The 12589-nt window shown below is 45.0% G+C and carries 11 protein-coding genes; 2 read left to right on the top strand and 9 right to left on the bottom strand.

Annotated elements, in window-relative coordinates; all coding sequences use genetic code 11:
- Positions 1 to 14: 14 nt before the first annotated feature.
- Positions 15 to 1574, top strand: a complete 1560-nt coding sequence (locus H0266_RS09050) for a PTS transporter subunit EIIC (protein WP_181472082.1) — start codon at positions 15 to 17, stop codon at positions 1572 to 1574.
- A gap of 517 nt (positions 1575 to 2091) precedes the next feature.
- Here the strand turns inward: H0266_RS09050 and H0266_RS09045 are convergent.
- The 6 genes from H0266_RS09045 to H0266_RS09020 all read right to left on the bottom strand — a co-directional run bounded on the left by H0266_RS09045 (position 2092) and on the right by H0266_RS09020 (position 8961).
- Positions 2092 to 2742 (bottom strand): LysE family translocator, encoded by a 651-nt coding sequence (locus H0266_RS09045; RefSeq protein WP_181472081.1) that lies wholly within the window; start codon positions 2740 to 2742, stop codon positions 2092 to 2094.
- Between the two features lie 71 nt (positions 2743 to 2813).
- Positions 2814 to 3266, bottom strand: coding sequence for a cupredoxin domain-containing protein (locus tag H0266_RS09040; RefSeq protein WP_181472080.1), 453 nt, complete (start codon positions 3264 to 3266; stop codon positions 2814 to 2816).
- Between the two features lie 67 nt (positions 3267 to 3333).
- Entirely contained in the window at positions 3334 to 4203 is an 870-nt protein-coding gene (locus tag H0266_RS09035) for an RluA family pseudouridine synthase (protein WP_181472079.1), read from the bottom strand.
- A gap of 284 nt (positions 4204 to 4487) precedes the next feature.
- On the bottom strand, positions 4488 to 5387 hold the full coding sequence (locus H0266_RS09030) for a vanadium-dependent haloperoxidase (protein WP_181472078.1): 900 nt from the start codon (positions 5385 to 5387) through the stop codon (positions 4488 to 4490).
- 59 nt (positions 5388 to 5446) lie between these two features.
- Positions 5447 to 7252 (bottom strand): ABC transporter ATP-binding protein, encoded by a 1806-nt coding sequence (locus tag H0266_RS09025; RefSeq protein ID WP_181472077.1) that lies wholly within the window; start codon positions 7250 to 7252, stop codon positions 5447 to 5449.
- On the bottom strand, positions 7252 to 8961 hold the full coding sequence (locus H0266_RS09020) for an ABC transporter transmembrane domain-containing protein (protein ID WP_181472076.1): 1710 nt from the start codon (positions 8959 to 8961) through the stop codon (positions 7252 to 7254). Before H0266_RS09020 ends, H0266_RS09025 begins: the two co-directional genes overlap by 1 nt.
- A 315-nt stretch (positions 8962 to 9276) precedes the next feature.
- Here H0266_RS09020 and H0266_RS09015 point away from each other — a divergent pair, with 315 nt between their 5' ends.
- Complete coding sequence (locus tag H0266_RS09015; RefSeq protein ID WP_246363840.1) at positions 9277 to 9471, top strand: hypothetical protein; 195 nt, start codon at positions 9277 to 9279, stop codon at positions 9469 to 9471.
- A gap of 51 nt (positions 9472 to 9522) precedes the next feature.
- Here the strand turns inward: H0266_RS09015 and H0266_RS09010 are convergent, their stop codons facing one another.
- Genes H0266_RS09010 through H0266_RS09000 form a run of 3 tightly spaced genes read right to left on the bottom strand, consistent with a single transcriptional unit; the run spans position 9523 to position 12527 of the window.
- On the bottom strand, positions 9523 to 10752 hold the full coding sequence (locus H0266_RS09010; protein ID WP_181472075.1) for an NAD(P)/FAD-dependent oxidoreductase: 1230 nt from the start codon (positions 10750 to 10752) through the stop codon (positions 9523 to 9525).
- A 59-nt stretch (positions 10753 to 10811) separates the two neighbouring features.
- On the bottom strand, positions 10812 to 11798 hold the full coding sequence (locus H0266_RS09005; protein WP_181472074.1) for a Gfo/Idh/MocA family protein: 987 nt from the start codon (positions 11796 to 11798) through the stop codon (positions 10812 to 10814).
- A 36-nt stretch (positions 11799 to 11834) separates the two neighbouring features.
- The gene (locus H0266_RS09000; RefSeq protein ID WP_246363838.1) at positions 11835 to 12527 is read right to left on the bottom strand and encodes an SGNH/GDSL hydrolase family protein; all 693 of its coding nucleotides are present in this window, start codon (positions 12525 to 12527) and stop codon (positions 11835 to 11837) included.
- Positions 12528 to 12589: the final 62 nt, after the last annotated feature.

The following is a 12589-nucleotide window of genomic DNA, read 5'->3' as shown; positions in this document are numbered from 1 at the left end:
AAGGAGGATATACAGTGAAGAAATATTTCGGGAGTTTACAAAAGTTTGGTAAGTCGCTGATGGTCCCTGTCGCTCTACTACCCGCAGCAGGAATCCTGCTTGGATTTGGAGCCGCATTAACAGGGCCGCTCGCCGATTCGCTTACCTTTTTACAAAACGATGTTATACAACTGATCGGAAACGGCATGTCTGATATCGGAATCAGCATTTTCAATAACTTAGCAGTAATCTTCGCCATTGGTGTCGCAATCGGTTTGACCGGAGGATCCGGCATCGCCGCCCTTGCTGCCTTACTTGGATACATCATTATGAACAAGACGATTTCTTTCGCTTTAGACATTACTCCTGAGATGGTGTCTGAAAGCGGAGAGTATGGCATGGCCCTCGGGATACCAACCTTAGAAACCGGTGTCCTTGGTGGTATCGTTGTCGGTTTACTAGCTGTCTGGATTTATAATAAATTCCATGAATTCGACCCACCTGAAGTTCTCGGTTTTTTCGCAGGAGACCGCTCTGTCGGAATTGCCATGGTGTTCTCCTCGATTTTCTTAGCTCTTGCTATGATGGTCGTCTGGCCTCCTATCCAGATGGGCATTAACTCTGTCGCAAACGTCATCGCAAACGGAGCAACTAATCCGTTATATATTGGTTTGTACGGATTCTTGGAGCGTGCCTTGATTCCAACAGGTTTACACCACATCTGGTATGCCCCGTTCCTTTGGACATCTCTCGGTGGTACAACCGAGGTTGCCGGAAGTATGGTATCGGGAGATCAATACATCTTCTTAGCTCAGATTGCAGAAGGTGTGGAAGTAACAGCCGGACGCTTTATGGCTGGTAAGTTCCCTGTCATCATGTTCGGATTACTCGGTGCTGCCCTGGCTATGTATAAACGCGCAGATAAGAAAAACCAACCAGTCGTGAAGGGAATGTTGATTGCCGCAGCAGGTACAGCATTCTTAACAGGTATAACAGAACCGATTGAATTTACATTCTTATTCGTCGCACCTTTATTATTCGTTTTCCACGCCCTATTGGCTGGGGTGTCCTTTGCCGTTATGTATATGCTTGATGTACATCTTGGTTGGGCCGGAGGGTCTGGATTGATAGACTTCATCCTTGTCAACGCTCTGCCCGGTACAGGCAACTGGTGGATGAATCTGGTCGCTGGTGCTATATTCTTTGTCATTTATTACTTCTCGTTCTCGTTCGCTATCAAGAAATGGGACCTTGCTACCCCTGGTCGTGGCGGTCAAGAGAACAAATTATACACACGTAAAGATTTCAACGAGAAAAATAAAAAAGGCGGCAAATCCAACCAAACGAAAGAAACAGCCGTTGCTATTATGGAGGCTCTTGGTGGAGAAACAAACTTGAAACACGTGGATGCCTGCTTTACACGCCTTCGCGTCGAAGTATCTGATGTGGGAGAGATTGATGAAGATCACCTCAAATCACTAGGAGCGGCAGGTGTCGTGAAGGTCGATAAAAATATCCAAGCGATATTCGGTGGACGATCGGACCTTTACAAAAATGAAATTAACCGTCTTCTTAAAGAAAACAATGCTTCCTAACTTCTAAACATTAAAGGCTCCGCCCCTCGAGACGGAGCCTTTTTCAGGCTGTTGAAGAAGGTTCTGTTAGATCATATAAGAATGCCGTGGGATGGAAAACGACTCGCTTTCCTGCGGGGGAGCCGGCAAGCCTCCTCGTTCGTTAACACTCTCTGTGGGGTCTCGCCTAGGTCCTTCTCCCGCGGGAGTCTCCCCGTTTCCCCTCCCACTATGCTATAAATAGCGGGAACAGAACCTTGCTAAAAATGCTGCTGTCATCAGTAAAGATCCCCATTGTAATTGAATCTCTAAAGGTTCAGCCTTCCTTGGTTGAGGTGGCGTGGAAACGGCGACACTCCTGCAGGATCCTGAGGCTTGGGTGAGATCCCGCAGGGCGCGAAGCGTCCGAGGAAGCTCACCGCCTCCTGCGGAAAGGGAGTCGTTTCCACGCCACCGGTTTCTTCTCATTTTGTCAGAACCGAAAGTGGCTTTCTCAACAAACCGTTAAAGGCTCCGTCCCTCTAGACGGAGCCTTTTTCTATAGCATACCAACAAGCAACCGAACCCCTAGATAACCAAAGCGGACTCCGAATCCAATCAGCACCAAACTCGCCACAACATTCACCGTTCGCAAAAAGAAAGGGGAGGCTAAGAGTCGCCCGAAATGCGTCGTGAAGGCCAAGTTCAGGTTCCAAAGCCCGATTCCGATAAAGACGAGGACACTGAGTAAAAAAGACGTCATGATATTCTCTTCTTGGAATGCTCCGCTAAGAACCGAACCATAGATACTGATCCAGAAGAGAAGGTTCATCGGATTCGTCCCCGCTATAATAAAGCCCTTCAAGAAAGAATGCCACCTTAAAGAGCGGCTGTTTCCCCCGCGCTGATCGTGTGATTGATCTTCCAAAACCTGAGGTGCTCGAAGACTCGACCAGCCACTATGTAAAAGCACGACTGCACCTAAACACATCAGAAGGACTTTTACCCATGTAATCGACAACACCGCTGACATTCCAACAAACATGGCCCCCATAAGCAGGAGATCTGAGGACATGCCGCCAAATCCGACGAACAATGCCGGCCAAAAACCGAATGACAGCCCTCTTTTGATGATCTCTATATTGATCGGACCAACAGGAGCTGCAATCGAGAGACCAAGAAAAATGTTCCCCACAATCATCGCTAACATCTATTCGACCCCTTCGCAGATTCGATTCAAAAAAGAGAGACAATAGCTCGTCCCCCTCCTTTTCCTCTTCTTTAATCAACGACGATATAAGCAATCATCGGACCGTCTGTCGATGTATCTGAATGAGTCTCACAGATCATGCGATATATGCCTTCCTTATCGAACGTTGCATCTACGACAGTCTCTTCCCCTTGTTTCACCGTCCCTTTGATGTCCGTTCCTTCAATATAGAAAGGGTGTTCTTTACCGTTCACACCATAAATGTTCAGCTGGACAGGTTCTCCTTTTTCAACAAAAACGGTTCCTGGGTCAAACCGGTACGCTTCAATTTCTTTTCCATCCGCTGTTTGTGCCTTGAACTCTCCAGTCACCATATTGATGACCCGAGGTTCGCCTTTGTTCATCAGAGATGTCGGGACAGCTCCTTGCCAGAAATAACTACCAATGAAGTAGGCGGCAAAAGCGATGACTAATGCGCCCGCAATCAGTCCGATCTTTTTCGCAGATAAAATAAGTGCATCCAATGAAATCCCTCCCAAGACTTGTTTGCTTCATGTATATGCGAACAAGCCCTGGGAAGTTGTCTTCTTTTTAAAACTTTTTGTAAAAACCTTTCGGAACAGGGGATTCAAATCGCAACGACTTCCCTGTTTTCGGATGTTTGAAAGCGAGGATATGAGCATGTAAACCAAGGCGTTGAATAGGGTTCACCGTCGAACCGTACTTATCATCTCCTACAATAGGGTGGCCGATGTCTTGCATATGAACACGGATCTGATTCTTTCTCCCCGTTTCCAGTTGAACTTGAACCAACGTCCCATTTCCTTTGGATTCTAGAACTTGATAATGAGTGACAGCATGCTGCCCACCATTCTGCTTTTGGCTGGAGTGGACTTTCCATGACTTGCTTTCTTTCAAATAAGAAGTGATTGTACCTTCCTGTTGCTTTAGACGCCCCTCAACGAGTGCGATATACGTTCGTTCCTCAACGCTCTTCTTCCACGTTTTTTGCAGTCTCTCTTTCACTTCTTCACTCTTGGCAAAAAGCATGACCCCTGATGTGTCTCGGTCCAATCTGTGAACAATGAAAATACGATTACCCGGATTTTGTTGCTTCACATAATTCATCAATTGGCGATGAGCGGTCATCTGTTTCTCTTTCGGAGACGCAATCGAGAGCAAGCCTGAGCTTTTATCCACAACGATGACATCATCGTCTTCATGGAGTATGGAAAGACCAGTCAACGTCGATTTGCGCTTCGCGACTTTGTTTTTGATGATCGTCACTTTTTGACCTTCACGAAGATGAAAGTCGTGCTTCGTTTCCGTCTGCTCATCCACCAACACTTGCCCTCGCTTCAGCATGGATTTCACAGAGTTCCTCCCCGTATCGGGTAAAACTTCAAACAAAAAAAGGAGCAATTCACCTTGCTCCTGAACACGGTATTCGGTCGACTTCATTTTTTTATTATAAGACAAATTCTATGCCCTCACCTTCTCTTAACTCCCCTTAGTTTACCACTTTGGTATGAAGTATGTACTTTGCAATCATAAAAAATTCTATCCAGTCGAGGGAGAGGTATAAATTGGGTACTTTAGAGGTGCTTAAAGAGAATATATATTCGAGAAAATAGAGTTTGAGAATTCGATGTTATATGCTCTATGGTTGCTTTAAACTTCCTTACTCCCAGAGCTAAGGAACCATTTTCAATACATACAAAAAAGAGCAGCATTTCGCTACTCTTTTAGAAGAACAATCGCGGCCTTCCCCAGTCACTACTCGAAGAAGATTCATCGTCATCACCTAACAACAGCGAGTCACATCTCTCATCATAGTCGAACGGGATGACCTGTTCATAGTTTTTCAGTATGATATCTGCATCGCGATAGGAACGGAATGGACGGTCAAGGGGAAACCCATTCACTTCATCCTTCTGTAACTCCTCTACAACGACCCGCCCAATTTGACGTCCTAAACGAAGTCCTTGCTCGTTATCCGCGGGGTAGTGTACTCCTGCATATAACCTAGATAACGCATTTTCTTCTGCCAGTTCATGCAGTTTTCTACGTTCACTCGGGAAGAAATAACTGAGAATCACTTCGGCCGCTCCCGAAACAACAGCATGACCAGACGGGTACGATGGATGATTCGGCGTACAGATGACCGTCGCCAGGTTCTTATCCAATTGGTTCGGTCTTGGCACTAGCCACTTATACTTTAATGTCCACCCGACAACGAACGCGTCGTTCATGCCGCTGAATAACGCTCCCAATATCCTTGCTGCCCGTGGTGCTTCCACCTCATAAGTGTCAATCAGACGATCAGCTATCGGTGTCCACTGTTTGGAAGGAGGTCCACTCCCCCAATAGATGGCGATATCCTTTTGTTCCTCAGTCAAATTGGCTAAGGTCTTTTTCACGACTTGCAGTTGTTGTAAGAAATCGATGGAATTCGGATCTTGAATGGCCAAACGAATCGGACGTCCATCCAACTTTGTGAATCCGTGTCTCTTGCTATGCTTAATAAAATAGGTTTTCCAATCTCCTGCTTCTGGCTCGACTCCACCGGCCACTGTCGGTGGAGATGATGCGCCAGCGTATGGAACATCGATCCATGACGGCAGATTTTTTTTACGTTTACTCATTCGCCATACCCCTTTTTTACTAGGGTATGTCCGTTTGATATCAGGCGTGTTGATCTCCGTTAAGAAAGGGCTTGGTTTTCTGCCATTTGGGTTTTTACCAAATCCGCATAGAACCCTCGTTCCGCAAGCAACTCTTTATGTGATCCTTTTTCAACAACTTTCCCGTCTTGTAGAACAAGAATCAAGTCAGCTGAGCGGATTGTATTTAAACGGTGGGCAATCACGAAACTTGTACGCCCTTCCATCAGGGTGGCAAGGGCATCATTAATTTTCATTTCTGTCACGGTATCGATGCTACTCGTCGCTTCATCCAGAATAAGCAGCGGGGGACTTGCAATCATTGCTCTTGCAATCGACAACAATTGTCGTTGTCCGTGACTGACGCCTTTTCCATCCGAGTCTAACCATGTACCGTAGCCTTCCGGTAGCTGCTGGATAAAATCATGGGCATACGCGGCCTTCGCTGCTTGTTCTACCTCTTCATCTGTGGCATCAAGTCGACCGTAGCGAATATTTTCTCGAATCGTCGTATGGAACATCGTCGAGTCTTGAAGAACGACCCCCATCTGACTCCTCAAACTTTCACGTGTGACCGAGGACAACGGTAAGTTATCGATAAGGATTTGCCCCCCTGTCGGTTCATAGAAACGCGAAAGAAGAGAAATGATGGTCGTCTTCCCAGCTCCCGTGGGACCAACCAAGGCGACGGTTTCGCCTGCCTTCACATGGAAGTTCAAGTCCCTAAGCGTTTGCTGATCCCCTTCATACGTAAAGTCGACACCATCGAACTTGACTTCACCGGTCAGTTTATGAAGCTCCCCTGCTTCCTGTTCATCTTTTGTTTCTTCCGGCTCGTCGATAATTTGAAAGACTCGTTCCGCACCTGCCACCGCGGATAAAATCATGTTGAATTGGTTGGCCAAATCATTCAACGGGCGAGTAAACTGCCTGGAATAGGTGGTGAATGTCACAATAATTCCGATGGAAACAAATCCATTCAATGCAAGCAAACCACCCCCACCTACAATGATGGCAAAACTGACGTTATTTAACATGTTCATCAATTTCGGAATGAAGCCCGTATAGACTTGAGCCCAATAGCCAGACTTTCGTAAAGCTTCATTTTTCTCTTGAAATTCATTGACCACATGCTCTTCCCGAGAAAACATCGACACGATCGTCTGCCCAGAAAACATTTCTTCGACGTACCCGTTCACTTCACCGAGATGATGCTGCTGTTCCTTGAAATACCTACCCGTCCGTTTCGTAATCCACCTCATCCCGAAGTACATAACCGGAACAATCGTCACCGTCATTAGTGTCAGTAAAGGACTTAACCAAATCATGATGGCAAGTGTTCCCGTAATCGTAAGGACACTTGTGACAAATTGGACGATGGCGGTATTCAATGTCCTACTGACGTTTTCCATATCATTCGTAAGGCGGCTCATCAGCTCCCCTTGCTGATAATCCTGGAAGAAAAGGAGTGGCAGCTGTTGAAGGTGTGAGAACAAGTGGTTCCTCATTTCGTAGACCGCGTTTTGAGCTATCCCGATCATCCAATAATTTTGCAACCATAAAAAAACGGATTGAAATAAATACACAAAGAAAAGCACGAGTAACATCGTAAATAAAACACTGACGCTGGGATTTTCAATCACTAAGTCGACCGTCCGACCTAACAGATACGGTCCTAACAACGATAAACTAGAACTTAATAAAATAAGAGCAAGAACGGTATAAAAACGGACCTTTTCCGCTCTCATATATCTCCAAATCCTCTTGATTGTAGAACGGATATCGTCCACTTTCGGCGGGGTCGTGCCGATTCCTTGGTGACGGCGAATGTTCGATCGTTGCGCCATTACTGCACCTCCTCCAACTGAGATTGGTACACATCCAGGTAGTAACGACTTTCTCTCAGCAGCTGCTCGTGTGTCCCTTCAGCGATCAATTCTCCTTTATGAAGCAACATGATCGTATGCGAGGCTTTGAGTGAACTGATTTTTTGAGCGACCATAAACACCGTACACGATTGGTCTTTCAAGGCTTCCATCAGTCGATACTCTGTATGAGCGTCCAATGCACTCGTACTGTCATCAAGAATCAACACTTTCGGCTTACGGACAAGAGCACGGGCAATCGATAAACGTTGTTTCTGACCTCCTGAGAACGTGACGCCCTTCTGACCTAATTGCGTCGCGTAGCCATCAGGGAGAGAAGTGATGAACGCATGGATTTGTGCTTGTTTCGCAGCTGTTATAATCTCTTCGTCTGTCGCCTGCTCTTTCCCCCATGCGATATTCTCTTTGACTGTCCCAGAGAACAGGTGAATCTCTTGAGGAACCAGACTGATTTGCTTCCGCAGTTCTTTGACGTCCAACTCTTCAATCTTGTAGTCATCTAAGTAGATAGAGCCGCTATCTTTCTCAAATAACCTCGGAATCAAGTGCAACATCGATGTTTTCCCAGATCCCGTTTCTCCCAAGATGCCGACCGTCTGTCCCGCCTTCACTTGAAACGAAATCGAATGGAGGGTGGGCTCTCTTTCATGAGAAAAAGAGACGTCTTGAAATGTGACATCGCCCTTGAGCACTGGTGTTTTTCCATCACTTACTTGTAAGAAGGTTGGTGTTTCTTCGTCCAATACTTCACCGATTCTTGTAGCAGAGGCGTGACCGCGTGAAAAAACCATGATGAGAAACGTGAATATGGAAAACGTAAACATGATCCTCGTCGCATAGTTGATGATCGCAACGACTTCCCCTGGTTGAATACTCTGTTCTTGAAGACGACTCGCTCCGAGCCATAGAATGACAAGAATGATGATATTCACTCCGAGCATCACCACCGGCATCGCTACTTCCATCAGCCATAACGCGCGTTTATTCTTTTCCATCAATGAATCATTCACGTCATAAAAGCGACGTTCTTCATGAGCTCCTCTGTTGAATCCTTTAATTAAGCGAATGCCTGTCAAATTCTCCCGGATCACCGTATTCACGCGGTCGATTCTTGTTTGAACAGCGTTAAATAACCGTACTCCTTTGGTTAGGATGAAAAATAGAAACAGAAGAAATACAGGAACAGCGACGACTAAAATCGTCGCTAATTGGACATCAATGGTAAAAGCCATGATTAAGGCAAAGATAATGAACAACGGGGCACGCAAGGCAATCCTGACAAGCATGAACAGCAGATTTTGTACTTGGACCACGTCGTTTGTGATCCTTGTAATCAAGCCAGGCGTGGAGAACGATTGAAAGTTCTTACTTGTAAAAGATTGAACTTTTTCAAACACATCTTTCCTCAGATCATATCCCACTCCTTGACTGAGACGTGCCGCAAAAAAAGAATTCGTCACGCCTGCAGCAAAAGCGAGTAACGATAGGCCCAACAGTCCTGCTCCGTACACAGAGACTAGCCTGTAGTCTTCATTTAATATCCCTTCATCAATGATTTTCGCCATCAGCAATGGCTGTACTAATTCAACAACCAGTTCGATGCCCATTAACGAAAGGGCAACGATGGCCGACCATTTATAAGGAAGCGAGTATGTAAATAATTTACGCACAATGATGTCCCCCGATATGTCTGAAAGTTCCTATAATTATACAGGATGAAGCAGGGAGATAGAAGCCATTGACCACCCTCTTTTTCCAACTCTAAACTCTAATTTTTTCAGTATAATGTTTGTACAACAATTGCATGAACAATGGGAATGGGTGACTTTTCAAAAACCCGGGCTTAGTCATTGAAAAAGTATAAAATTAAAGTGATAATAATAAGTGTCTACTTTTCTCTTTGAAAGCGAATCATTGGGCTTAGTTTATTAAGATAACATTTTCGATATTCATTCCCAAGATGATAAATCAGGAAGGTGATGTATTTGAGGGACAATATTAAACCGATTTTTCCGATCACCGATGAACTATTGGAATTGGTGGATCTACTGAACCAAGTGTCCAATACTTCTGAAAACCATGTCATTCCTCAAACCATGACTGTTTTAAACAAAGTCTATGCACAAGGAATTATGGAAGGTTACCAAAAAGCAATGGAAAAGAAGGAAACGAACATATAGCTTCAAAGGATGAACGAAAGCACTTGCCTTATGTGGGCAAGTGCTTTTCGTTTATTTATACAAACGGCTCTTCTTCAATGGTCGCTCTAGCTCATATAGATGCAAGTCCTCGGACTGAGAGCTGACAAGATGATCGCGAATCAACTTAGCGAGCATCATACTGTAGACCAGTCCGTTATCACCATACCCCATCAAAAAGTAACTATTTGGATGCTCTTCATACATGCCGACCATCGGCAATCCGTCTACCGATCCTCCATAGAAAGCGGCCGAATCAAAGGCTGGTTCCGCCTCGATTTCTGGAAACCTTGCTCGTAGCTCGTGCATGAGTTGATCTCTCTTATGAATCCGTTTAGCATCCCGTTCTTCCGCTATATCTGTATCTTCATCAAGACCACCTATGATAATGCGTTGATCTTTCGTCGTCCGGATATACACGTATGGCCTGGCTGTTTCCCAAATCAATGATCTTTCATGCCAGCCTGTAAAAGATTGAACAGGGGTCGTGGTCACTGTATAGGTACTGACAAAGCGAGCTTTCTTTTCTTTTACGATATCCATATCTTCATAACCAGCGGCATAAATGACTTGATTCGCTCTAATCGTATGTCCACCTTTAATGGTTATAATTGGCGAATCATCGTCACTGTGAACACCGACCATTTCCGTATGTTCAAATACTCGAACGCCTTTATTAGATGCAAAATCAATCAGCCCATGTGTGAAAGTGAAGGGATTCAATTCTCCGTCGTTTGAAGTATAAATGGCACCCTTCTTTTCAAACGAATAATGATCACGAATCCAATCTGCCGACACCCATTCGACAGGTGCCCCTCTCTCCAACAACCAGCGACACTCTTCCTTCAGTCTTAATTCATCCTCTTCTTCACTTACATAGTACAACGTATTGCGCCTGGAAAATTCCGTATCAAAACGGACGGCTTGGCTTGCTGTCTCTATATCATCGATCGCTTCCTGACATAACTGCATATGTCTTGTCACATAGTCGTCCCCAAATTGGTGAACTAGGTCCGTGAATAGTTTCTCTCCCATGTACTGAAGGATACTCGTATTTGTGGCTGTACTCCCAAGCCCGATGCCACCTTTCTCTATAAGGACGACATCCATTCCGGTCTCTGCAAAATAATATGCACATTGAGCACCCGAACTTCCTCCACCCACAATCAAAAGGTCACAACTAATGCTGTGATCGAGGGAAGGATAGCGAGGGGCTGCAGCCATCGTCGTTGGCCAATAGTACGTACCTGATTGTAAATTCATAAGAAAAGCTCCTCGTTTTTTCTAGTATGCCTAGAAAAACCAGGAGCTATGTCTTTTTCTTACTTTTCATCAGCAGGATAGATGAGTCCGATCTGACGACGAGCCTCTTCCATGATTTCTGCTACAATCCGTGAATTTTGATGCGAATTGATTGTAGATTGTTTTTGTTCTTTTTGAATTAAGTCTATAAATTCTTTCGTTTCATAGTACATGGGATCGTAATCTTCAGTACAATCAATCGTTTCTTCATGCCCGTCATTGTAACGGAGGGTTAGACTCGTGGGTTCGGATATATCCGGAATAATCATAGCCCCTCGTTCCCCCTGAATCTCAGAAGGGGCATACGAGTGCACGATTTTAGAGTGCATCACCACCGCTTCCATATCGTCATAGGTCGCAAGTAAACTCCCCTCACCATCGACTCCTGAGTCTAGCATGACCGCTTGAGCCTGGACTTTTTCAGGTCTTCCGAACAACACGACCATGGGATAAAGACCATACAATCCAAGGTCCATTAACGATCCATTAGAAAATGCAGGATTAAACGCATTTAATATCGTTCCCTCTTTATAAGCATCATACCTGGAAGAGTATTTGCAGAAGTTCCCGACGTATCGACGGACTGGCCCTATTTTATGTAGATGCTCCTGGATGAGAGCAAACCCTGGAATGAAAGTCGACTTCACCGCTTCCATCAAAGTGACACCGTGAGTTTGAGCTGTTTCGATCATAGAATCGACTTCTTGCTGGTTCGATGCCATGGGCTTCTCACATAGGACGTGCTTGCCATGTGTCATACATACGTTCGCTTGCTCCGCATGAAATGAGTTTGGGCTGGCAATGTAAACGGCATCGATTCGATCGCTTTTAGCCATCTCCTCAATAGAAGTGAATGTTAAGTCTGCTCCATGTTCAGAAGCAAATTCCCGGGCTCGCTTTTCAGTCCTCGAATAGACTCCTATTAACTGAAAAGCATCATGTTGCTTGCCTGCTTGAATGAATTTCTCTGTGATACTATTGGTTCCGATTACTCCGAATCGAATCATCGTTCAACCTCCTCTTTGATCCCCATTATACACAAGTCATTGAATGTATTTCAGTGATAAACGTGCCAATACACGCTGACCTTGTTTGGTCGGGTGTACATCACCGGGGAGAATATATTCAGGATGACCTTGGTAAGCGTGATAGGCGTCGACTAATTGGACATCAGAAAAATGATCCAACAATTGAATCAATGAAGCATACTGTTGATTGATGTAGGTAAGGGGAACATCTAATTGCTTCCCTGCCTGAGGATAAGGATTATATAAATTGTAGACGAGGATTTTACCATCTGTCAGTTTATCGATCTCTAGAATGATGGAGTGGACATGGTCCACCAGCCTCCTCATGACAGGTGCTACTTGTTCGATTTTCAACCCATCCAAACCTTTGTTTTTCTTGACCACATTCAATAGATCATTACCACCGATATAAACCGTTACATAATCAGCATTTTTGAGGGATTCACGAAAAATATCGTTGTCTTTGATCGCTTGTAATAATTCCTTTGAAGTCAGTCCAGGGATACTGAGGTTGGTCACCTCAAGCCCTCTTTCATTTGCAATAATAGAGGGAAAGGAATCTTTCGGTGGCGAAAGGTTTTCCTCTTCGATGTTGTAGCCGAATGGAATGGAATCCCCTATGGCCACCAGTCTTTTCTCTTCCGCACTGGTTGCATAAGGTGCCCAAAGCATTGTAGCTACGACAATCATGATCATCCAAGTCTTCATCACCATCCGCTCCATTTCTATTAGCGCAATCAAAACAGGACGCTCTTGTTTCAGAGCGTCTT

This window comes from Halobacillus locisalis (genome assembly GCF_013694105.1).
In the GTDB taxonomy this organism is placed as follows: Bacteria; Bacillota; Bacilli; order Bacillales; family Halobacillaceae; genus Halobacillus; species Halobacillus locisalis.
Note: the sequence above shows the minus strand (reverse complement) of the source record. Positions and strands in the feature narration are given on the sequence as shown.